The sequence below is a fragment of the Sphingomonas sp. OK281 genome, assembly GCF_900115295.1.
Taxonomy (GTDB): Bacteria; Pseudomonadota; Alphaproteobacteria; order Sphingomonadales; family Sphingomonadaceae; genus Sphingomonas.
Map to the genome: position 1 here is coordinate 75,228 of NZ_FOVZ01000002.1, position 21,486 is coordinate 96,713.

At 66.2% G+C, this 21,486-nt stretch carries 21 protein-coding genes and 1 tRNA gene; 12 read left to right on the top strand and 10 right to left on the bottom strand.

The genetic code is table 11. From position 1 onward, the window contains the following. Positions 1 to 7: 7 nt before the first annotated feature. Positions 8 to 439, bottom strand: a complete 432-nt coding sequence (locus BM244_RS06495; RefSeq protein WP_056053843.1) for a DUF3576 domain-containing protein — start codon at positions 437 to 439, stop codon at positions 8 to 10. A gap of 291 nt (positions 440 to 730) precedes the next feature. On the opposite strand from BM244_RS06495, the gene BM244_RS06500 reads away from it, so the two are divergent. Continuing rightward, a complete protein-coding gene (locus tag BM244_RS06500) occupies positions 731 to 1,438 on the top strand; it encodes a hypothetical protein (RefSeq protein WP_175518114.1) in 708 nt (235 codons plus the stop codon). Between the two features lie 269 nt (positions 1,439 to 1,707). On the opposite strand, the gene BM244_RS06505 is transcribed toward BM244_RS06500, so the two are convergent. Continuing rightward, the gene (locus BM244_RS06505; RefSeq protein WP_368086057.1) at positions 1,708 to 2,202 is read right to left on the bottom strand and encodes a thiamine phosphate synthase; all 495 of its coding nucleotides are present in this window, start codon (positions 2,200 to 2,202) and stop codon (positions 1,708 to 1,710) included. 46 nt (positions 2,203 to 2,248) lie between these two features. Here BM244_RS06505 and BM244_RS06510 point away from each other — a divergent pair, with 46 nt between their 5' ends. Beyond that, the gene (locus BM244_RS06510; protein ID WP_093398213.1) at positions 2,249 to 2,923 is read left to right on the top strand and encodes a YggS family pyridoxal phosphate-dependent enzyme; all 675 of its coding nucleotides are present in this window, start codon (positions 2,249 to 2,251) and stop codon (positions 2,921 to 2,923) included. Further along, complete coding sequence (locus tag BM244_RS06515; protein WP_093398214.1) at positions 2,920 to 3,594, top strand: HAD family hydrolase; 675 nt, start codon at positions 2,920 to 2,922, stop codon at positions 3,592 to 3,594. The genes BM244_RS06510 and BM244_RS06515 overlap by 4 nt, the downstream gene beginning before the upstream one ends. A 121-nt stretch (positions 3,595 to 3,715) precedes the next feature. On the opposite strand, the gene BM244_RS06520 is transcribed toward BM244_RS06515, so the two are convergent. Beyond that, entirely contained in the window at positions 3,716 to 4,324 is a 609-nt protein-coding gene (locus BM244_RS06520) for an ankyrin repeat domain-containing protein (protein ID WP_254784321.1), read from the bottom strand. 79 nt (positions 4,325 to 4,403) lie between these two features. On the opposite strand from BM244_RS06520, the gene BM244_RS06525 reads away from it, so the two are divergent. Genes BM244_RS06525 through BM244_RS06535 form a run of 3 tightly spaced genes read left to right on the top strand, consistent with a single transcriptional unit; the run spans position 4,404 to position 6,107 of the window. Continuing rightward, entirely contained in the window at positions 4,404 to 4,997 is a 594-nt protein-coding gene (locus BM244_RS06525; RefSeq protein ID WP_093398990.1) for an SCO family protein, read from the top strand. After that, positions 4,985 to 5,428, top strand: a complete 444-nt coding sequence (locus BM244_RS06530; RefSeq protein ID WP_056064232.1) for a YcgN family cysteine cluster protein — start codon at positions 4,985 to 4,987, stop codon at positions 5,426 to 5,428. The genes BM244_RS06525 and BM244_RS06530 overlap by 13 nt, the downstream gene beginning before the upstream one ends. Before the next feature lie 4 nt (positions 5,429 to 5,432). Beyond that, entirely contained in the window at positions 5,433 to 6,107 is a 675-nt protein-coding gene (locus BM244_RS06535; RefSeq protein WP_093398215.1) for a M48 family metallopeptidase, read from the top strand. Here BM244_RS06535 and BM244_RS06540 read toward each other — a convergent pair. From BM244_RS06540 to BM244_RS06560, 5 genes are all read right to left on the bottom strand, one after another. After that, a complete protein-coding gene (locus tag BM244_RS06540; RefSeq protein ID WP_254784393.1) occupies positions 6,083 to 8,131 on the bottom strand; it encodes a transglycosylase domain-containing protein in 2,049 nt (682 codons plus the stop codon). The two genes, BM244_RS06535 and BM244_RS06540, sit on opposite strands and share 25 nt — an antisense overlap. Before the next feature lie 194 nt (positions 8,132 to 8,325). Beyond that, positions 8,326 to 8,736, bottom strand: a complete 411-nt coding sequence (gene msrB / locus BM244_RS06545) for a peptide-methionine (R)-S-oxide reductase MsrB (protein ID WP_093398991.1) — start codon at positions 8,734 to 8,736, stop codon at positions 8,326 to 8,328. Between the two features lie 31 nt (positions 8,737 to 8,767). Continuing rightward, the gene (locus tag BM244_RS06550; protein WP_093398217.1) at positions 8,768 to 9,856 is read right to left on the bottom strand and encodes an NAD(P)/FAD-dependent oxidoreductase; all 1,089 of its coding nucleotides are present in this window, start codon (positions 9,854 to 9,856) and stop codon (positions 8,768 to 8,770) included. Then, positions 9,835 to 10,515: a methyltransferase domain-containing protein gene (locus BM244_RS06555; RefSeq protein ID WP_093398218.1), complete on the bottom strand. Its 681-nt coding sequence runs from the start codon at positions 10,513 to 10,515 to the stop codon at positions 9,835 to 9,837. Before BM244_RS06555 ends, BM244_RS06550 begins: the two co-directional genes overlap by 22 nt. Continuing rightward, on the bottom strand, positions 10,512 to 11,612 hold the full coding sequence (locus BM244_RS06560) for a type III polyketide synthase (protein ID WP_254784322.1): 1,101 nt from the start codon (positions 11,610 to 11,612) through the stop codon (positions 10,512 to 10,514). The genes BM244_RS06555 and BM244_RS06560 overlap by 4 nt, the downstream gene beginning before the upstream one ends. A gap of 529 nt (positions 11,613 to 12,141) precedes the next feature. Between BM244_RS06560 and BM244_RS06565 the strand changes: the two genes are divergently transcribed. From BM244_RS06565 to BM244_RS06590, 6 genes are all read left to right on the top strand, one after another. After that, positions 12,142 to 12,603, top strand: a complete 462-nt coding sequence (locus BM244_RS06565; protein ID WP_093398219.1) for a helix-turn-helix domain-containing protein — start codon at positions 12,142 to 12,144, stop codon at positions 12,601 to 12,603. 356 nt (positions 12,604 to 12,959) lie between these two features. Continuing rightward, positions 12,960 to 13,928, top strand: coding sequence for a hypothetical protein (locus BM244_RS06570; protein ID WP_093398220.1), 969 nt, complete (start codon positions 12,960 to 12,962; stop codon positions 13,926 to 13,928). Between the two features lie 20 nt (positions 13,929 to 13,948). Further along, positions 13,949 to 14,422: a hypothetical protein gene (locus BM244_RS06575; protein ID WP_254784323.1), complete on the top strand. Its 474-nt coding sequence runs from the start codon at positions 13,949 to 13,951 to the stop codon at positions 14,420 to 14,422. An 85-nt stretch (positions 14,423 to 14,507) separates the two neighbouring features. Further along, positions 14,508 to 15,593 carry a hypothetical protein gene (locus BM244_RS06580; protein ID WP_175518115.1) on the top strand — a complete coding sequence of 362 codons (1,086 nt, stop codon included), beginning with the start codon at positions 14,508 to 14,510 and terminating at the stop codon, positions 15,591 to 15,593. An 85-nt stretch (positions 15,594 to 15,678) separates the two neighbouring features. Then, a complete protein-coding gene (locus BM244_RS06585) occupies positions 15,679 to 20,730 on the top strand; it encodes a DUF11 domain-containing protein (RefSeq protein ID WP_093398222.1) in 5,052 nt (1,683 codons plus the stop codon). Between the two features lie 17 nt (positions 20,731 to 20,747). Beyond that, positions 20,748 to 20,990 (top strand): hypothetical protein, encoded by a 243-nt coding sequence (locus BM244_RS06590; RefSeq protein WP_093398223.1) that lies wholly within the window; start codon positions 20,748 to 20,750, stop codon positions 20,988 to 20,990. 171 nt (positions 20,991 to 21,161) lie between these two features. Here BM244_RS06590 and BM244_RS23025 read toward each other — a convergent pair whose 3' ends face one another. Together BM244_RS23025 and BM244_RS06595 are read right to left on the bottom strand one after the other, a co-directional pair. Beyond that, positions 21,162 to 21,314 (bottom strand): hypothetical protein, encoded by a 153-nt coding sequence (locus BM244_RS23025; protein WP_175518116.1) that lies wholly within the window; start codon positions 21,312 to 21,314, stop codon positions 21,162 to 21,164. A gap of 79 nt (positions 21,315 to 21,393) precedes the next feature. Beyond that, a tRNA-Leu gene (locus BM244_RS06595) sits at positions 21,394 to 21,480 on the bottom strand. Positions 21,481 to 21,486: the final 6 nt, after the last annotated feature.

Genomic DNA, 21,486 nt, shown 5'->3' on the forward strand with positions numbered 1-21,486 from the left:
TCAGTCCTCAGCCCGCGATCGAGGCGCGGCGCAGGTCGCGGGCCTTGGTCAGGATGATGTCCTCGAGCTTCTGCGTGGTCGCGGCCTGGACCGGCGACGAGACCCACTGGCCGTTGCGGTTGACTTCGCGGAGGGCGGCGACGCGCAGCGCATCGGCGCGCAGATCCTGGTCGAGGATCGAGACGGTGACCTTCATGCGCTCGGTCGGGGTCTGCGGATTGATGTACCAGTCGGTGACGATCACGCCGCCGTTGGAGTCGGTCTGGAGCAGCGGCATGAAGCCGAGCGTGTCGAGGCTCGCGCGCCACAGGTAGCTGTTCACGCCGATCGTCGTGATCTTCGATGCGGCAAGATCCGCCTTGGGACGCGCCGATCCGCCGCCGCAAGCGACGAGAGGCAGGGCAAACAGCACGACTGCGATACGCGAGCGGCGGAACATGGGCATCATCCTGGCAAGTAAATCAGCCCTTGCTCTACAGGCGAGCCCGCGTGCCCGCAAGCAGACGCCGGCGTGTGCGACGAGCGTATCCGCGGGGGGCTGCCCCGACTGCGAGAGCAACCGATTCGGTAGCGCTATCGCGGCGATCTGTGTGCTGATTGCAACACTGTCCGACAATTCGGCGACGAAGGGTGGGAATGGGCGGTTCTGCAGCCTTTGCTGTGGATCAATTCATGTTAGATGCTGTTTAACAGGGTCCGATTACGGGATTCGAAGGACAGATTCGTTGTGATGACGCGTGGGGGAATAGTTGGGGTGGTTGCCGGGACGCTTGTCGCCACCGCCGCAATCGTCGCGCCTGCCTTCGGCGCCAGCGAACAGCCCGCTCGTATTGCCAAGCATAACGTCGCTGCGGTCCGCGGTATCGGATCGTTTACCCCCGCCGCCGCCGACCCCCGCCTTGCCGCGATGTTCGCGCGCGGTGGCTTCGACGCCGGCAGCTTCCGCTTCACGCCGGCCGAAACGCGCCAGGACAACCGCGCGGTGACCGTCGCGGTCCGTGCGCAGACCAACCGCGGTGTCGCCAACACGGCCAGCCTTGCTTCGACTACGCCGACCGTCGGCATTGCGCCGATCGCGTATAACCTCGGCATGTCGGTCGGCTGGAAGCGGTTCGCAATCTCGGGCGACGTGAACAAGCTGGATCTCGGCGCAATGCCGGGTGGGCGTGAGGCGGCTGACCTTGCGGTGAGCTATAGCGCCAAGCGTTTCAGCGGGACGGTGAAGGCTGCGGCGGATCGTCCGCTTTCGAGCGCACCACGCCTCGTCGAGGAAGCACCGAGCTATTCGGTCGATCTTGGCGGGTCCTACGCTCTGACGCGCAGCCTCGCGGTGACGGCTGGCGTGCGGTATCGGTCGGATCGCGAGCGCTTCGTGAAGGTCGATGACGACCGTCGTGACAGCCAGGCCGTGTATCTGGGCACCGCCTTCCGCTTCTAGACGTCCAGCAAAGTGGTACTTTGCTGGAGTTTCGGAACGGTCGGGTGACCTTACCGCACCGTTTTTCCTTCAGGGACAGAGTGCGGTGCTGCCTTATCTTCGCCGTCACCTCAGCGAAAGCTGGGGTATTCCTCGATGCGGGTGACGCGGGGCCTAGTGTGAGACCCCAGCTTTCGCTGGGATGACGCGGGTAGGGTAAGTGACGAGGTGTTCGTTCTCGCTGAGCCGACAACGTCACGTTTCATCTGAGAGGGAATGGCTCTCAGCAGCTAGCGGATCCAGGCATCGATCGCGGCCCAGCCGTGGAAGCCGAACCGTCGGATTTGCCGCCAGCGCGACTCCGTCATTCCACCCAGCGCAATCACCGGTATTCCAAGCCCTCGCCCGATTTGCATGGCCCGCGCTGGACCGATTCCCGCCGCGCCGTCGTGCGACCGGGTAGGATAAACCGGCGACACGAACATGGCATCAGCCTCGGCGCGCTTGCCAGCCAAGGCCTCGCCTCTCGAATGTGCTGGCCAGGTTCTGATCCCATGTGTCTGTGCCCGACCATGCACGCCGTCGGCCGCGATCACAAACTTTCCCGCAACCACGACGACTAACCCCCGCGAACGTGCGATGCGCTTGACCCGCCGCAGCAACGCCCGCCGTTCTCGCTCGGGCGTGGCGTAATGGCGAAACACCACGCCGGATCCCAGCGGTAATCGCATCAACGCACGCCACAAGGCGTCGCCCATCCGCTCGTCCGTCATCAGCCAGCGCACGGGAATGGGGTTACGACGAGCCACGCCGCTGCTTATAGCGCGCCGCATGATTGTTGACGACACCACCCAATTGCAGGCCATCCGCACTCGGATCGCCAAGGCCGCCGAACTCGCCGATCGCCGTGCGGACGACGTGACGCTGATCGCGGTCTCGAAGACGCATCCGGTCGAGGCGATCGAACCGCTGCTCGTCGAAGGCCAGCGCGTGTTCGGCGAGAACCGTGTGCAGGAAGCGTCGGAAAAATGGCCGGCGTTGCGCGAGAAATATCCCGACGTCGAACTGCACCTGATCGGCCAGCTCCAGTCGAACAAGGCAGCCGAGGCGGTGGCGTTGTTCGACTGCATCCATGCGGTCGATCGCCCGTCGCTGGTCACCGCGCTGGGGAAGGCGATGGAGGCGAGCGATCGTCGGCCGGATTGTTTCCTCCAGGTGAATATCGGCGACGAACCGCAAAAGGGCGGCTGCGCGATCGCGGACCTGCCCGCGCTGGTGGAGCAGGCACGCGCCGCCGGCCTGCCGATCGCCGGACTGATGTGCCTGCCGCCAGCGGATATCGAGCCGGCGCCGTATTTCGCGCTGCTGGCAAAGCTCGCGCGCGATCACGGGCTGACGGGGCTGAGCATGGGCATGTCCGACGATTTCGAGACCGCGGTGACGATCGGCGCGACTCACGTCCGGATCGGCAGCGCGTTGTTCGGCGCGCGGGGGAAGGGCGCATGAGCATTCCAGTTCGGTTCGACGCGCTGCTGTTCGATTTCGACGGCGTGCTGATCGACAGCGAAGCCGTCGGCAACCGGCACATCGCGGAATGGCTCACCGCGGCCGGTCACCCGACCACCGCCGACGAGTCGATGGCGAACTTCATGGGGCTCGCCGGGCCGCAGTTCATCGATGCGGTCGAGCGCTGGATCGACCGGCCGCTGCCCGAGGACTTCTACGCCGCGCGCAAAGCCGAGGACGAGCGCGTGATGGCGGCCGGTGTCGACGCGATCGAGGGCGCAGTGGCGTTCGTCCGCTCGCTCCCTGCCGACCTGCCCAAGGCAATCGTCTCGTCTAGCCCGGTCTCATGGATCGCGCGGCACCTGGAGCATATCGGCCTCCGCGATGCATTCGGTGACCATCTCTACAGCGGGCGCGAACACGTGACGAACGGCAAGCCCGCGCCCGACCTGTACCTGTTCGGTGCGCGGCAACTGGGCGTCGACATCGCGTGCACGGCGATCCTCGAAGACTCGCCAGTGGGCGCGACCGGCGCGGTAGCGTCGCGGGGCTATGTCATTGGCCTGTCGGCGGGCTCGCATTGCAACGCCGAGCACGGCGCACGGCTGAAGGCGATCGGCGTCGCTGCGCTCGCGGATAATTTCGAGGACGTCGCACGACTGTTAGGTTGAGCGCGCCTTTCCGAACACGCTGGCGCGTATTCGGTATTCAACCACCAGATCCTTGCGACCGTGAGGATCGAACGGTCGAGATAGGCGCGGACCGCGGCGCATCGGACACCGTCCGCGTCGTTCAGAATTTCGGCCCCGATACGGCTTTCCGGACCTTCTTAGGCGCGTCCGTCAGCAGCTTGGTCACGATCGGGTTGCGGCCGTCCTGCTTGGCGTAGTCGCGCGCCGACATGCCGGCCATGATATCCGCCTGATCGGGATCCGCGTTCTCGGTCAGCAGCGCGCGGATCATGCCGACGTCGCGGCGCTGTACCGCGCGGATCAATGGGGTCTCGCCCGCGGAATTGGCCAGGTTCGGGTTGGCGCCCGCGGCGGTCAGGATCGGGATCATCCCGGTCTGGCCGAGCGTCACCGCGAGCAGCAGCGGCGTGTTGCCCTTGCCGTCGCGCAGGTTCGCATCCGCACCCTTCTGCAGCAGGAACCGCAGATACACCTCGTCGCCGCGCTTGATGACGATGTGGAGCGCGCCCTCGCCGCTGGTCACGTCGCGCGTGTTGATGATGTTGCTGCCCGGCTTGCCGAGCATCTCCAGCACGTCGTTGTTCTTCGCATCGCGCACCGCGGACAGGAACTTGTACCCTTCCGACTGGCCTTGCGCGAACGCGGGCGCCGCGACGCAGGCGAGCGCAGGCGTCAGGAGGGTAGCGGCGAGCATCAGGCGGATACGCATCGAGAGACTTCCTTGGTTCGTCCTGGATATCGGGTGACGCTTGCGCCGCAGTAGCGAACAGATCAAGGCTAGCGGCATCATGACCTTCCGTTTCCTCCTCTGCGCGCTCGCGTTGCCTGCCTTGGCGCTAACCGCATGCAACTCGTCCCAGCCCCCCGCCAAACCGCCACTCGAAGGCGCGCGGATCGGTGGCGCCTTCACGTTGACGGACCAGAACGGGCATACTGTCACCGAACAGGCGTTCGCGGGCAAATACCGGATCATGTATTTCGGCTATACCTTCTGTCCCGATGTGTGTCCGACGGATGTCCAGGCGATCGGCGCGGCGGTGAAAAAGCTCGAGACGAGCGACCCTGCGCTCGCTGCCAAGATCGTGCCGGTGTTCGTGACGGTCGATCCGGCGCGCGATACCCCTGCGGTGCTCAAGCAGTTCGTCTCGGCCTTCCACCCCCGCATGGTCGGCCTCACCGGCACCGACGCGCAGATCGCGCAGATCAAGACCGAATATGCGGTGTATTCGAGCAAGGGCGACGCGTCGCCCGGCGGCGGCTACCTCGTAAACCACTCGCGCCAGGCCTATCTGATGGACCCGGACGGCAAGCCCCTCGCTTTGCTGCCGCAGGAACAAGGGCCCGACGCAGTGGTGACGGAAATCAAGCGCTGGGCCCGGTGAGCGCGCGCTTCTGGGAAGATACGCCGATCGACCAGCTCGATCGCGGCCAGTGGGAAGCCTTGTGCGACGGCTGCGGCAAATGCTGCATCCACAAGCTCGAGGACGAGGATACGGGCGAGCTCGTCGCGACCAACGTCTCGTGCCGCCTGCTCGACCGGCGCAGCGGGCAATGCTCGGATTACCGCCACCGTCACGCCTATGTCCCCGAATGCGTGCGGCTGACGACCGGCAACGTCCGCGGGATCGACTGGCTGCCCTCGACCTGCGCCTACCGACTGCGTGCGGCTGGCGAGCAATTGCCCGAATGGCATTATCTCGTCTGCGGCGACCGCGAGGCCGTCCACCGCGCCAAGCAATCGGTGCGCGGCTGGACGATCAGCGAGGACGAGGCGGGCGAGCTCGAATATCACGTCATCGACCGGGAACTGTGAACCGGTGATAGAAGGCCTGGAGATCGTCCGTCACCCCCGCGCCCGTCGCGCGCGTCTGTCGATCGATCCTGCGAGTGGCCGGGCAAGGCTGATCCTCCCCAAGCGTGCGGCGTTGAAGCAGGCTTTGGCATGGGCTGAGGACAAGGCGGGCTGGATCGCCGAGCAGCGCGCCTTGCTCCCGTCGCCCCGCCCGTTCGTGCCCGGTGCGGTCCTCACCGTCGCAGACGAGCCACTGACGATCGAATGGACTCCGGGCAGCCGTCGAACCGTGGTTCGTGAAGGCTCGGTGCTTTCGTTGTCAGGCCCTTCCGAAACGATCGCGCGTCGTGTCGAGGCTTGGCTCAAACGCACCGCACTCGCCATGCTGGAAACCGAAACCGCCGAATACGCTGCCAAGGCCAAGGTAACCGTCGCCCAAGTCGCGGTTGGCGACGCCAAGGGTCGCTGGGGAAGCTGCGCATCGAGCGGCGTCATCCGCTACAGTTGGCGGCTGATCCTCGCGCCGAGCTGGGTCCGCCGCGCCACCGTCGCGCACGAAGTCGCGCACCGCGTCCACATGAACCACGCGCCGGTCTTCCACGCGCTCGTCGAGCAACTCTACGGTGAAGACCCGACGCCCGCGCGCGCCTGGCTACGCACGCACGGGGCGGGGCTTCACTGGTTCGGGCGCTCTTCCTGATCGCTCTGGAAGCGTTGCGTCTGGACCTGGTCACGTGACCCATCTCGGGGCCCATCTCGGGGCACGTCGCGCTGGAGCGGTTGCCGCCCCGCCGGTGACGGCTCGCGCCGCTCACGCCCGGTGACCCGGTCGATCCAGTCCTGATTCATCTGCTGCGGGGGCGGCGCTGGTGCCGCCTGAGGCTGGTCCGCATCGGGCCGCGGAATCGTATCGCCGGTCTGCGCATCGGTCGGCACGGGCGGCTGGCCCTGCTCGATCGGGTTGCCATCGGCGTCGACCGCCATCTGGCCGTTGTCGGGCTGCCCGAAATAGCTCTCTTCGTCGGGCTCGAGCTGCCATTCGGGCAGCGTGACCTTCGTGTCGAACTGCTCGATCGGGCGGTTGGCGGTCGCCGGTTTCATGAACGCCGCCCATGCGCGCGCCGGTGCCGTGCCGCCGTGCAGTCCGGCGATCGGCTTGGCATCGTCGCGCCCCATCCACACGCCGGTGGTGATCCCGCTCGAGAAACCAAGGAACCAGCCGTCCTTCGACGAGCTGGTCGTCCCCGTCTTGCCCGCGACCGGACGGCCGATCTGCGCGGCGCGACCGGTGCCGGTGTTGACCGCGGTCTGCAACAGGTCGGTCATCTCGGCGGCGACATAGGGTGCGACGAGCACATGGCTGCGGTCGACCTCATGCGTGTAGATCGTCTGGCCGTTCGCGGTAACGCGCGTGATCCCGTACGGCGTCACCGCGACGCCCTTGCTGGCGACGCTCGCAAACGCGCGCGTCATGTCGATCACGCGGACCTCCGACGTGCCGAGCACCATCGACGGATGCGTGTTGACCGGCGTCGTGATGCCGAACCGGCGCGCCATGTCGGCGACCGTGTTGAAGCCGACTTCCTGCCCCAGTTTCGCGGCGATCGTGTTCAGTGAATAGGCGAACGCGGTGCGAAGCGACACCGCGCCGGAGTTGCGCCGCGAATCGTTGCGCGGGCTCCAGCCCTGGATCGTGACGGGTTCGTCGACGATCGAATCCTCCGGCTTGTGGCCAGCCTCCAGCGCGGCGAGGTACACGAACAGCTTGAACGCGGAGCCCGGCTGGCGGACCGCCTGCGTCGCGCGGTTGTAGATCGACGAGACGTAATCCTTGCCGCCGACCATCGCGCGCACTTCGCCGCCACGATCGAGCGCGACCAGCGCGCCTTGTGCGCCCGGAGGGGCATTGGCGCGAATCGCGTCGTCCGCCTGGCGCTGCATCGTCAGGTCGAGCGTCGTCCAGACTTCGAGCGGCTCGGTCGTCTCGTCGATCAGCGTGTCGAGCTGTGGCAGTGCCCAGTCGGTGAAGTACCGGACGCTGTTCTGCTTCGGCTCGGGCGCCAGTTTCAGCCCGGATACGTCTGCATCGGCAGCCTCGGACGCGGTGATCGCACCGGTCTCCTGCATCGTCTCCAACACCACGCCGGCGCGGCCCATCGCGGCCTCTGCATCGGCGGTCGGCGAGTAGTTGGACGGCGCCTTGACGAGGCCGGCGATGACGGCCGCCTCGGCGAGGCTCAGATGATCTGCACCATGGCCGAAGAACTTCCGGCTCGCCGCGTCGATTCCGTAGGCGCCGCCGCCATAGTAAACCTTGTTCAGATAGAGTTCGAGGATCTGGTCCTTGGTGAACTTCCATTCGAGCGCGAACGCCAGGATGGCCTCGCGGAATTTCCGCCCGAACTTCTTCTGGTTGTTGAGGAAGACGGTGCGCGCGAGCTGCTGCGTGATCGTCGAGCCGCCCTGCGTCCAGTGACCGCGATCGTAGCGCACCTTTACCGATCGTGCGACGCCGACCGGGTCGACACCGATATGCGATCGGAAGCGGCGGTCCTCGACCGAAACGGTCGCGTCCCGCATGACCTTGGGGATCTGTCCGTACGGGAGCCATTCGCCGAAGCTGGGCCCCATCGACACGATCACAGTGCCGTCGGCGGCGTGGACACGGATCATCTGGCCGTTGGGCGAGGATTTCAGGCTGTCGAAACTGGGGAGCTGCGACATCGCGATATACACCGCGATCGCGAGCGCACCGAGCGCGAGCACGCCGATCCCGACGCAAAGCTGCAGGAACACGACCAGCCGCCGCCGCCAGCGTGACGCCGGGGGAGTCGGGGACCGGCGGGACGGGGGAGCAGAACGCGTACGAGCCATGTGGCCGCAGAATTACGCGCGATGTCCCCGCCCTACAAGCAGCATCAGGCCGCGACGTTCGCTTTGCGCGGCCGGAATTCGAGCGACAGCGAATTCATGCAATAGCGTTGCCCGGTCGGTGGGGGACCATCCGGGAAGACGTGGCCCATATGGCTGTCGCACCGTGCGCACCGGGTTTCGATGCGGGTCATGCCGTGGCTGCGATCGGCGTGATCAGTGACAGCATCGGGGCCGATCGGCTGCGTGAAGCTTGGCCAGCCGGAGCCGGAATCATACTTGTCGGCGCTGTCGAACAGTTCGTTCGCACAGGCCGCGCACCGATAGATGCCATCGGCCTTGTTGTCGTTCAACGCGCCCGCAAACGCACGCTCGGTGCCGGCTTCGCGCAGTACGTGATATTGCTCTGGCGTAAGGCGCTTGCGCCACTCGGCCTCGGAAAGATTTAGCTGGTCCATGATCATGCATTTCGTGCTTGCGGGACGGATTTCAAGATTGGCTTATCCTGGTTGCGTTGGCGATGACCTGGATCAGTGCAGGACGCAGGAACGGCAGCAACCACCCGGCGCGTTCGCGCTCGGCGATGTGGCGCACGATGCCGGCGATACCGATCGGACGCGCGAGGCGGCTGGCGAAGCTCTCCTGCCAAACCGACGCAGCCAGGGGGCCGTCTTTCTCGTAGGCGCGCGCGGCCGCGACACCGCTGGCAAGCGCGATGCCCATGCCTTCGCCCGCGAGCGACGGTATCACGCCGGCCTGGTCGCCAAGGCGGAAGACGGCATCGACGCCAGCGCGCTGACGCCAGCCATAAGGGACATTGGCGATCGCATCGATCGCCGCGTCCGGATCGATCAAGGCGATCCATTCGCCCAGCGGGGGCATTTCGCGGCCGAGCGCCTGGAGCAATTGCGCAGGAGACCCCGCGGCCTGAAGCCTGGAGCGATGCACCGCCATGCACAGGTTCGCGGTGCCGTCCTCCTGCATTGCCAGACCGGCATAGCCGCGATCGAACAGATGAAGCTCGATGCCACCGGCAAGCGCCTTGCCCAATGCCGGGGAGGGGGCGATCCGGACTCGGATCCCCAGGGTCGGGTCGGCACCGCGGGCGTCTTCGGGCCGCGCCATGCCACGGACGTCGTGCTTGCCGCTCGCCAGAAACAGCGCGTCGGTCGCGATCGTCGCGCCGTCTGCCAGCCTTGCGCTGGTCGCGTCGATCTCGCGCACGGTGACGCCGCGTTCGACCGGCGTTCCGAGCCGTTCGGCTTCGGCCAACAGGATGGTATCGAGCCGGTGGCGCGTCACCGAGACCGCCGGATGAGGCAGGGCGGCTTCCGCGCGACGACTGCCGGCGAAGATGCGCGCGCGAGTCACACGGTCGGGGTTCAGCGTATCGGGATCGATCCCCAGCCCGGCGAGCGTCTCCAGCGTCCGCCAACTCAGGAACCCGCCACAGATCGCGTCGCCGGTCTCGCGCGATCGCTCGACGAGCAGATGCGGCAGGCCGGCGCGCGCCAACCCGATTGCGGTGGCGGCGCCGGCGAGCCCGCCGCCGACGATCAGCGCAGGCGTTCGACGCATAACCGGAACGGAAATACGCGGCGGACCGTCGCCTGGGTGATGCCGGCCTCGGCGAGCAGCGGTGGCCATTCGTCGGGGCGATAGCTGCGCGCGATCGACAGCGTGCCGTCATGCCGGACGATCGGATGCCAGCGCGCGATCGTCGCGAGGACCGGGAAGCCCCAATGCGCGAAGCCGTGGCGGTGGAGGTCGTTGACGAACCATCCCGCACGAGCATGCGTCTCCATGAAGCGGAGAAACGCGACCAGCTGATCATGGCTCATGTGATGCGCGACGAGGCTGCTGACGATGACGTCCCACGGCTCGTCGGCGAGGTCCGCATAGTCGCCGGTGACATAGCGAATCGTACCGCCATGTGCCCGCGCCGCCTGCTCGCTGCGCGGGTTGAGATCGACGCCGACCAGTTCCGCCTCGATACCTTTCGCGTTCGCCCAGCGTGCGATCCGGCGCAGCATGTCGCCATCGCCGAAGCCAACGTCGAGCAACCGGACACTCTTCCGCCCCGCAGTCGCCCTCGCGAGAAAGTCGAGCGTCGGGCGGCGCGCCATCGTCACCGTGTTGACCGTCGCAAGATCGCCGACGACATCGGCATAGGTCCCCGCGTCCAGATCGTCGGCGTCCATGAGCTCCTCGGCCTGGCTGCGGACCGCGAGGCTCATGCGGCGCTCCGGAATCCGAAGCCCTCCGCTGCCAGGCCGGGACCAAACGCCAGCGCCACGCCGTGCTCGACCGGTGGCCCGTCGAGCAATCGCTCGAACACGAACATCAACGTCGCCGACGACATGTTGCCGTTGTCCGCCAGCACCTGTCGCGAGGCGGCCAGCGCGTCCGGGCTCAAGCGCATCGCATGCTCGACCGCGTCGAGGATCGATCGCCCGCCGGCATGTACCGCCCATCCATCGATCGACTCCGGCGGCTGGCCGGCACTCACGATCGCGCGGAAATCCTCGTCGGACAACGCTGCGGCAATCCGTCCCGGCACTTCGCCCGACAGATGCATCGCGAAGCCGGCGTCGGTGACGTCCCAGCGAATCAGCCGCTCGCTATCGGGCAACGACGCGGCGAACGGTGCTTCGAGCGCGAAACCGGTTGCATCCGCGGTTACCAGAGCCGCGGCGGCGCCATCGCCGAATTGGAGCATCGCGAGCAGCGCCTCGATGTCGTTCGCAGGTTGCAAGTGCAGCGTGGAAAGCTCCACCGTGACGACCAGCACGCGCGCATCGGGCTCGGAACGGACGATGTGCCGCGCACTCCGCAACGCGACGATCGCCGCGTAACACCCCATGAAGCCGATCAGCAGCCGCTCGACGCTCGACGAAAGGCCAAGCCGACGCGCGATGATCTGGTCGATCCCCGGTGCGACGAAGCCCGTGCAGCTGGCCACGACCAGATGCGTGATGCCTTCGACCGCGACCTTCGCGCGCAGCGCCTCGATTGCGCGGATCGCAAGATCGGGTGCGTGCTCGGCGTACAGCGTCATCCGTGCGGCCGTGCCGGGATGCGGCTCGGTCGCGTAGAAGCCGGCCTCGTCGACCGGCGAGCCCCCGCCAGCGGTTGGCGGCAATACGGACCAGCGATGCCCGATGCCCGATCGCGACGCCATGCGGTCGAACACCTTGGTCGAACGCGCGTCGGTTCGCAGGCGTGCCCAGGCGATGAACGCCGCGTGGATGTCGTGATCGGGCACCGCGGTGCCAACGGCGTTCAGACAGACAGGCAGCGCAACAGGCAGGGGGGCGGGAATGAAACCGGGCACGACGTCCTTTCGTACGCGCAGGATGGTACGCGATTAGACCAGTCAACGCATGGTCGATGATAATAGACGTCGCCGCGACAACATTCCGCATCTCGCAGCTCGCGATTGATCGCCTGGGCCGATCTGCCGGGCGCTGGCGAACGGACGTGGCAGGCGCGTCGGGCGGTAGATGACCCCATCCCCGGCACCGGATCGATGGGTTCGCAGATCAAATCATCCGATCTCGACGCAGATACACCCATTTTGAACTATTTAACCGCCTAAATTCAAACAGTTTTGAGGTGTATTGGATCGTTTTTTCTTACAAAAATGATGCAATATTGCAAATCATTGCAAATAATCGACGTTGCGGGCTCGAAACTGTCGACAATCAAAGTGTCGCTGGCGCACATTTTCCTCGGACATTCGGTAGGTTACCATCCGGTCGAGGCAACGGAAGCGGCAACCAGCACCAGAACTGGGAGCCGGATGAGCATCGACGGATCGGCCAACCGAATGCCGCGTTGACGGTGGTAAAGGGGAGCCTCGGGTGAAGAACGAGTCGGTAGTCGATCTGATCAAGGACCTGACCGCCAAGCTTTCGGCGGTTGCAGAAGAGTTTAATGGCCGCGTGGCCCATGCCGAGGAGGCCGTGCCGGCGGGGAGCGAACCGACCGAGGCCGAACTCGTGACACATGCGGAAACAGTGTTGGCGGAACGCAGGCTGCGGCGACGGTTCCTGCCCGCCGATCTGTTCCATGAGCCTGCATGGGATATGCTGTTGGCCTTGTTCGTCTCACGCGACGAACGGCAGCCGATGAACATCAAGGCGCTGGTGAGTATGTCGGACGCGCCAGTCACCACGTCGCAGCGCTGGATCGAACATCTTCACAAGCTGAAGCTGATCGACCGCGTCATCGACCCGACCGATCGTCGCCGGGTCGAAATATCGCTGAGTTACGACGGCGATCAGGCGATGCGCTCCTACCTGAAATCCGTGCGCCGCCGCTGACTATCTCGTCATGGCGCGATAGAATAATGGTTCAGGATCGATGGAACATCGCCTCTGAAACCAATCTACTGGGCGTTCAATAAACTATTAACCACGTCATTCGAAATGGTGATGCCCGCATACGGCCGCAATAAACAGTAAAGGTCGTTTCGGTTCGATATCAGACTTAAGTAAAATCAAAACCGATATTGTCTTTGTTTCCTGACAATTGATACAAAAGCATACCGATCCGATTTTGTAGGATTTGCTTAAGGCCGATTGCGCGATTTGTTCCCCGTCAAAGCTCGGGGGACACATTGATTCGCAGCCTTTCCTTATGCGGTAGCAACGCAGGTCGACGACTGGCCGCTACGGCCGTGTCGTACGGCGCGGTCGTCGCTGCGCTGGGCGTGGGGTTGCCGGTTTGCGCGCATGCGGAGACGCTGGCGGGCACGCCGATCGTCAACACCGCGGCACTCCGCTACGATCGCGACGGGACCAGCCAGTCGATCGCGTCGAATACCGTCACGCTGACCGTTGCCGAACGGCTCGACGTACGACTGGTCCGCGAGGGACAGGGCGCCGTTGTCGTCGCCCGGTCTTCCGGACAACCGACCATCGTGCGGCTGACCCTGACCAACGCCGACAATGGCAGCGAATCCTTTGCGCTGGATGCGAGCATATCGTCCCCGACCATCACGCTCCTCGGGCTGGCGGTCGATGGCAATGGTGACGGACGGTACGACCCCGCGACCGATACGGCGCCCGTCGACGGCAGGACGCCGGTGCTGGCCCCGGGCCAGTCGATCACGCTGTTCGCGATCCTGCTCGCGACCCCCAATACCGGCCCCGATACCGGCACCGGCACCAGCGCAGGCCTGACTGTCACGGCGCGCTCGGTCACCGGATCGGGCAAGCCCGGCGCAGGGTATGACGGGATGGGCGATGGCGGGGGCGACGCGGTCGTCGGCCCGACCGGTGCGATCGCCAACGTCGTCGTCCCGCTGACGACGGGGTTGGCCGGCCCCGCGCTGATCAAGAGCCAGTCCGTGCGCGCCGCCGACGGATCGCAGAACGCGGTGCGCGACGCGGTCATCACCTACACGCTCGAGGCGCGCTTCACCGACGCCGTTACCGGCGCGCGCATCGCCGATCCGATTCCCGAGGGTACGGTCTTCGTACCCGGCAGCCTGACGCTCGACGGTGCGCCGCTCAGCGACGCCGCCGACAGCGATGCAGGACGTCTCGACGCGAGCGGCCAGGGAGCGGCCGGCATTGCCGTCGCGCTCGGCCAGGTTGCCGCGGCATCGGTCCACACCGTCCAGTTCAAAGCCAAGATCCAATGACGTCCACGAGGAGCAAAGCCATGATCTCACGTCCGATGATTGCCGCCATCCTGGCATCGACCGCCGCCGTCGCGTCGGCCGCCGCAGGGCCCCTGCAGGTGACCAGCAGCGTCATGGTCGAGGCGCGCAGCGCCGCGTCCGACGGCACCACGCGCGTCACGCTGGTCAAGCCGTCGCGCGTGGTGCCGGGCGACAAGGTCATCTTCATCCTGGCCTATCGCAACGCCGGCGCACAGCCGCTCGCCAACGTGGTGCTCGACAACCCGTTGCCGCGCCAGATCGCCTATCGATCGGCCAATCCCGGTTCGCCCGCGCCCGACGTGTCGGTCGACGGCAAGACTTTCGGGTCGCTCGCCACCCTCCGCGTCCGCAGCCTCGACGGCAGCACGCGCGCGGCGAGCCCCAACGATGTCACCAGCGTCCGGTGGCGCCTCGCGAGCCCGATTCCGGCCGGCGCGCAAGGCCAGTTCGCGTTCCAGGCCGTCCTGAAATGACCTCGTCACTCAGCCTCCACACCCGACCAACACAACCATAAAGGAAGACCACGACATGCATGCAAAAGGGGTAATACGCACGTTAATGGCCGGAACGGCCGCGATCGTGTCGTTCGGAACCGCATCGGCGCAGACCGCGCCAGGACCTGCCGGCACCGCCGCCGGCACGACGATCAGCAACACCGCGCTGGCGAGCTATACCGTCAACGGCGTCCAGCAGACGACCAGCTCGAACGCCGCGACGTTTCTGGTCGATCTGAAGGCCAACCTGACCGTTGCACCGCTCGGCGGCAACACCCCGGTCACGATCGGTGAAAGCGGCGCGGTGCTGAAGTTCACCGTGACGAACAACACCAACGGCACGCAGGACTTCCTGCTCACGCACGTCCAGAGTTTCCTGGGGGGCATTTTTGCCGGTGACAATTTCAACGTCGACAATGTCAGGATCATCGTCGATTCGAACGGCGACAACGAATACACCGCCGCGGATACCGCGACGTACATCAACGAACTCGGCGCGGACCAGACCAAGACCGTGTTTATCGTCGCGGACGTTCCTGCCAATCAGGCAGCAGCGCTCGCCAGCGTCACGCTGATCGCGCAGATCGCGCAAGGCGGCGATCCGCTCAAGGCAGGCGATCCGCTGGTCTCGAACGCGCTCACCGCGAACCGCGACGGCGTGGTCGACGTGGTCTTTGCCGACAACGACTCGGGCTTTGGGGACGCAGCGCTCAACGGCTATGGTCGATCGACGCTCGCGTACGAGATCACGACGCGCAACGTGGACCTAACGATCGTCAAATCGTCGACGGTCGTGTCGGATCCGATCAACCTTCTCGTCACGCCGAAGGCGATCCCCGGTGCGGTCGTGCGCTACTGCCTGGTCGTCCGCAACGCGACGGTCGCAACCCCGGCACGCAACGTCAACCTGACCGATCTCATTCCCACCAACACGACCTACGAAGCAGGTTCGCTCTCGGTGGGCGGTGTCGCGGTCGGCGGCGAATGCCTGACGGACGGCGTGACGCTGACCGATGCCGGCGGAACGGTGCTGCCGGTGAGCGGCATCACCGGGTCGTACGACGGCACCGCCAAGCAGGTGAAGGTGACGATCCCGACCCTGACGTCGCTGCTGCCGGTGGCCGCCAGCTTCCGCGTGAAGATCAACTAAACCCGCCTCACGCGAATCCCGTCCCTCGATAAAGGAACGACCGATCCCGGCACGCGTCACGACGCGTGCCGGGAGAGGACCCTTCATGTCCAGCTTCCGCCGCCTTTCGCGCCTTTGCGCCCTGATCCTGACGATCCTGTGCGGGCTCGTGCTCGGCGGCCTGCCGGTCGCGGCGCAAACCGGTGGCCAGGCCGGTGCCCCGACGCGCATCCAGAATACCGCGACGCTGTCGTTCGACGACGCGAGCAGCGACTCCGGTATGCGCAGCGTGCCGTCCAACACGGTGTCGCTCGACGTCAACCGTGCCAAGCGTCCGACGACGCTCACCTTTCACCTGCCGCCGCCGAATTACGACCTGACTGGCGCCCAATGCCAGACCACCCCCAGTTTCCTGTTCACGCCTGCGCCGATCGATGCCGCGACCTACGCCGCATCGCCCTGGGTCGCGGCGATCGACATCTATGCCGACATGATCCTGGTGCTCGACAACCAGGCGGGCAACCATAATCCGGACGCCCGCGAGACGGCGGTCATCGCGGTCGACGTCGGCACCATCCACACCACGCTGACCCTCACCGAAACCGCGGCCAACAGCGGTATCTTCGCCGGCGGCATCCCCGCGAGCGCGACCGGCAAGCATCCCGAGCTCGCCGCCTGCGACATCCGCAACATGCGCGGCGCGACGATCAAGCTGAGCTTTGCCGAGGATGGCTACAGCCTCGCTTCGATGGCGTCGCTGCTGATCGATCCGGCCGGCTACACGTTCGATTCGCGGACGGGCGCGCTGGTCGACGGCACCATCGTGTCGCTGGTCGACGAGACCGGCCAGCCCGCCACCGTGTTCGGCGACGACGGCGTCAGCCGCTATCCCTCCACCGTCGTCACCGGCGAGGCCGTCACCGACGCCAGCGGTCGCCTGTATCCCGGCGAGACCGGACGATACCGTTTCCCGCTGACCGCGCCCGGCCGCTATTTCCTGAAGGTCGCGCCACCGGGCACCTACACCGCGCCGTCCACGGTCGATCGCGCGACGCTTGCCGCGCTTAAGGACCCGCAGGGCAGGTCCTTCATTCTCAACGACACCAGCTTCGGCGGATCGCTGACGCTGTCGACGCCCGAGCCCTTCTCCGCGGACATTCCGCTCGACAGCCCCGGTGCGGGGACGCTGTTGCTGACCAAGACGGCGTCGGTGCGCGAGGCGTCGCCAGGGGATTTCGTGCAGTACCTGCTGCGGATCACCAACCGCGATGCGGTTCCCGCGCGCGGGCTGCACGTCGCCGACACGTTGCCGCGTGGGCTGCGCTACGAACGCAATTCCGCGCGCGGTGGCGACGAGCCAACCGTGTCGAGCGATGGCCGCACGCTGGACTTCGTGATTCCCGTGCTGGCCGCCGGTGCCTCGACCGAATTGAAATACGTCGTCAGCATCGCCCCCGGTGCGCCGGCCGGCGAGGCGCTGAACCGTGCGCGCGTCGTCGGGCAGGGCACCGTCACCAGCAACGAGGCCGCGGCGTCGGTCCGCCTGCGTCCGCTGCTGTTCACCGACGCGATGACGATCATCGGCCGCGTGACCGAGGGGAATTGCGGCGATCCGGTCGACAAGCGCAAGGGCGTGGCCGGAATCCGCCTGCTGATGGAGGACGGCACGTTCGTCGCCACCGATCGCGACGGGCTCTATCATTTCGAGGGCGTCCGCGCTGGTCGTCACGTCGTCCAGATCGATACGACAAGCATCCCCGCGACGCACGCGCCGGTCGCCTGCGACATCGACACGCGCCAGGCGAATAGCCCGATCTCGCGCTTCGTCGAGGGCGATGGCGGGTTGCTGAAGCGCGTCGACTTCCAGCTCAAGCCGACCGGCAAGGCGAAGGTCGCGGATACGGGGCTGCCGATCACGGTCGTCGACGACGCCACCGCCGCGGGCAGCCGCGACTGGCTCGCCAGTGGCCAGACCGCCGGTGTCGACTGGCTGTTCCCGCTCGCAGACCATAATCCACGCGCGCCGGTCGTCCGCGCCGTGATCAAGCACCTGCCAGGCCAGCGCGTGGCGCTCACGATCAACGGCAAGCAGGTCGAGCCGCTCGCGTTCGATGGCACGGATACGCGCGACGGCACCGACATCGCGGTATCGCGCTGGACCGGTATCCCGTTGACCGAGGGCGATAATCGTCTCCAGGCGCGGGTGCTCGCCGCCGACGGCAGCGTCGTGAAGACACTCGACCGGGTCGTGCATTATGCGGGCCTGCCGGTCCGTGCGGTGTTCGACGCCGCCAACAGCCGGCTGGTCGCGGACGGTCTGACCCGCCCGTTGATCGCGGTGCGCGTGACCGACAAGACCGGGCGGCCGGTTCGCGCAGGAACGGTCGTGCCGTTCACGGTCGACCAGCCCTACACCGCCGCCGTCGAAGTCGCGCTCGAACAGAGCCGCCAGCTGGCTGGTCGCGAACGCTCGGCAACGACCGCGCTTGTGGTGGGCGACGACGGGCTCGCCTTCCTCGCGCTCCAGCCGACCACCCAGGCGGGCGCGGTCCGCATCGCGGTCGCGCTGACCGAGGACAAGGTCGTCCACACCAACGAAATCCGCGCCTGGCTCGCCGCGTCCGCCAAGGACTGGGTCGTAGTCGGCTTCGGCGCAGGCTCGCTCGGCTACGACATGCTCAGCAAGCGCCAGTCGGGCCTGCCACGCGCCGAGCGCAACAGCGTCGTCACCGATGGCCAGCTCGCTTTTTATGCCAAGGGCCGCGTCAAGGGCTCGTGGCTGGCGACGATCGCCTATGACAGCGACCGCAAATACGATCCCGACCGCGGCCTGCTCGGTACGATCGACCCCGACCGCTATTACACCGTCTACGGCGACGGCTCGCGCCAGGGCTACGACGCGGCGACTCGCCGGAAGCTGTACCTGCGGCTGGAACGTCGTGAATTCTACGCGCTGTTCGGCGATTTCGAGACTGGCTTCACCGATACGCAGCTGACTCGCTACAACCGGACGCTCAACGGCGTGAAGACCGCGTACGAGGGCAAGCGGGTGCGCGCGACGGGGTTCGCCGCGCATACCGACACGCTGTATTCGCGCGACGAAATCCAGGGCAATGGCCTTAGCGGTCCATACCGGCTGTCGGGGCGCAACATCGTCCCGAACAGCGACAAGCTGCGGCTCGAGACGCGCGATCGCTTCCGCTCGGAACTGATCGTGTCGACCACGCAGCTGACCCGGCACATCGACTACGACATCGATACGTCGATGGGCACGGTACGCTTCCGCAACCCGATCCTGAGCCGCGACGGCAACCTCAATCCGACCTTCATCGTCGCGGATTACGAGGTCGAGAGCGGCCGATCCGCCAAGCTGGCCGCCGCCGCGCGCGTCGCGACCAAGCTGGCGAATGGTCGCATCGAGGTAGGTGCTGCGGCGATCCGCGACGAGACCAACGGCAAGGCCACCGTGCTCGGTGCGGACATCAAGGCGCGGGTCACCGCGAACACCGAAGTCCGCGGTGAGATCGCCAAGGGCGGACGCGGCGGCCTGGGCCAGGGGCTCGCCTACCTTGCCGAGATCGATCATCACGGTGCGAAGCTCGACCTGCTCGCCTATGCCCGCCAGCAGGATACCGCGTTCGGCGTCGGCCAGCAGAACCTGGTCGAGGCAGGCACGCGGAAATTCGGGCTCGACGGTCGCGTTCGCCTGACCGACAAGCTCAGCTTGACGGGGCTCGCCTGGCACCAGCAGCAGCTCGACAGCGCGGGAACGCGCACCGCCGCCGACGCCCGGCTCGAATATCGCCGTGAATCGGGCACGATCTTTGTCGGCGGGCAATATGCGTCGGATCGCGGCATCGACGGCAAGCACCGCGACAGCCGCCTGCTGACGGTCGGCGGCACGCAGCTGCTGTTCGACAGCAAGCTGAGCATCACCGCACAGACCCAGTTTGCGCCGGGCGGTCAGAGCGACAGCGTCGATTTCCCGATCCGTCACCAGATCCAGCTGGCCTATCGGATCACGCCCGGCATCCGCCTGATCGGCGGGTACGAGATCGCGAACGGCGACGGCTATGTCGCGCATACCAAGCAGCTGGGCTTCGACGTCGCGCCGTGGACCGGTGCCAAGCTGATGAGCACGCTGAACCAGCAGGCCGCCAGTGGCTTGGGGGGCGAGGACGGCGCGCGGACCTATGCGCAATACGGGCTCAGCCAGTCGCTGCCGATCGGCAAGAACTGGACCGTCGACGGCACGCTCGATGCGAGCAATACGGTCAAGGGCAGCATCCCCAAGGGCGCGGTGGTCAATCCGTTCCAGCCGGTCACCTCGGGCGGCTATGTCGGGCAGGACCAGACCAATGGCGACTATGCCGCCGCGACGATCGGCGCGACCTATCGCCAGACCTTGTGGTCGGTGAACGGGCGGCTCGAATATCGCAATGCCGACAGCGGCGATCGCTGGGGGATCACGACCAACTTCCTGCGCACGCTGGGGCAGGGCAAGACGCTTGCGTCGAGCATCAAGGGGTACACGATCAAGGACCGGACCGGCGCGGTCGCGACCTATGCCACCGCCGACGTCGCGCTCGCCTTCCGCCCGCTCGACAGCCGCTGGTCGGTGCTCGAACGGCTCGAACTGCGCCACGAGAGCGCGGATGCCGGGTTCTCGGACTCCAATTCGCTCGGTGTCCCCGCTTATGGCGGCGGCGATCAGGTGACCTCGCGGATCATCAACAACCTGGCGGTGAACTATCGCACCGGTCCCGAAGGGCTCGGCCACGGCACCGAGGCGACGCTGTATTACGGCGCCAAATACGTCGCCGGGCGCTTCGCCGACGATACCTATGACGGGTATATCGACGTGACCGGGTTCGAGTTGCGCAAGGATGTCGGCACGCGGTTCGATATCGGCGTCAGCGGCTCGGTCCAGCACGCCTGGGAGCGTGGCGCATGGTCGTGGAGCGGTGGGCCATCGGTCGGCGTGTCGCCCGCGCGGAACACGTGGATCAGCGCAGGCTATAACGTGTCGGGCTACCGCGACCGCGATTTCGAAGACGACCGCTACACGCGGCAGGGGCCGTACGTCACGATGCGGCTGAAATTCGACCAAACGTCGATCGGTGGCGCCACGCGCGCCCTGTTCGGCGGGCGGCGATAATACAGGGAGAGAGACCTATGCCGATGCCGAGCCAGCCGACACCCATGCCGCTGCCGCGCGACTTCACCGACCACGGTCCGTGCGTCGAGGATCTCGCACGGGCGTTCGCGGCACAGGACGCGGCGACGAGCGAGGCGTTGATCGAGACGCTGGCGACGCAGGCGATCCGCCAATGGCGGCTCGACGATGCGACGTTCTGGCAGCGCGTGAAGTTCCAGGCACGGATGATCCGGGCCCAGATGGGGTCGGCGAGACACTAAGGAGATTACTGGGACGCTCCTTCTTCCCCCCTCCCTGAAAGGGACGGGCCGGGGGTGGGTCGGCGTCCGCGCGATCCGAACTGTCGTATCACAAGCAGGCCGACCCACCTCTCCCTTCCAGGGAGGGGAGCGCGTCTGCTCATTGGTTGCGCGTTCGAGACCCAGGCGCCCCTATTTCTCGTCGGTCGTCAGCTTCACCTTGTTGGGCAGCTTCTTCCCCTTGGTCCGGCGCGATGGCAGCTGGACCGGGTTCTTCTTCTTCCACTGCGCAAACGTCATCGGGCCCTCGGGGGTCTCGATGATCGTGTCGTCGATCGAACTCATGCAAATTCCTCCGCCAAGCCCAACGCACAACGGCGAAAGGGGGACCCTCGAAGGGGAGTGATTACTCTATCGGGAAAAATGGTGCGGCCAAGAAGACTCGAACTTCCACGGGCTTTCGCCCACAACGACCTCAACGTTGCGCGTCTACCAGTTCCGCCATGGCCGCCCATGA

Coding starts and splice junctions, on each gene's coding strand:
- BM244_RS06495 (WP_056053843.1), bottom strand. CDS start 439: ATGTTCCGCCGCTCGCGTATCGCAGTCGTGCTGTTTGCCCTGCCTCTC.
- BM244_RS06500 (WP_175518114.1), top strand. CDS start 731: ATGACGCGTGGGGGAATAGTTGGGGTGGTTGCCGGGACGCTTGTCGCC.
- BM244_RS06510 (WP_093398213.1), top strand. CDS start 2,249: ATGATTGTTGACGACACCACCCAATTGCAGGCCATCCGCACTCGGATC.
- BM244_RS06515 (WP_093398214.1), top strand. CDS start 2,920: ATGAGCATTCCAGTTCGGTTCGACGCGCTGCTGTTCGATTTCGACGGC.
- BM244_RS06520 (WP_254784321.1), bottom strand. CDS start 4,324: ATGCGTATCCGCCTGATGCTCGCCGCTACCCTCCTGACGCCTGCGCTC.
- BM244_RS06525 (WP_093398990.1), top strand. CDS start 4,404: ATGACCTTCCGTTTCCTCCTCTGCGCGCTCGCGTTGCCTGCCTTGGCG.
- BM244_RS06540 (WP_254784393.1), bottom strand. CDS start 8,131: ATGTCGCAGCTCCCCAGTTTCGACAGCCTGAAATCCTCGCCCAACGGC.
- msrB (WP_093398991.1), bottom strand. CDS start 8,736: ATGGACCAGCTAAATCTTTCCGAGGCCGAGTGGCGCAAGCGCCTTACG.
- BM244_RS06550 (WP_093398217.1), bottom strand. CDS start 9,856: ATGCGTCGAACGCCTGCGCTGATCGTCGGCGGCGGGCTCGCCGGCGCC.
- BM244_RS06555 (WP_093398218.1), bottom strand. CDS start 10,515: ATGAGCCTCGCGGTCCGCAGCCAGGCCGAGGAGCTCATGGACGCCGAC.
- BM244_RS06575 (WP_254784323.1), top strand. CDS start 13,949: ATGATCTCACGTCCGATGATTGCCGCCATCCTGGCATCGACCGCCGCC.
- BM244_RS06580 (WP_175518115.1), top strand. CDS start 14,508: ATGGCCGGAACGGCCGCGATCGTGTCGTTCGGAACCGCATCGGCGCAG.
- BM244_RS06585 (WP_093398222.1), top strand. CDS start 15,679: ATGTCCAGCTTCCGCCGCCTTTCGCGCCTTTGCGCCCTGATCCTGACG.
- BM244_RS06590 (WP_093398223.1), top strand. CDS start 20,748: ATGCCGATGCCGAGCCAGCCGACACCCATGCCGCTGCCGCGCGACTTC.
- BM244_RS23025 (WP_175518116.1), bottom strand. CDS start 21,314: ATGAGTTCGATCGACGACACGATCATCGAGACCCCCGAGGGCCCGATG.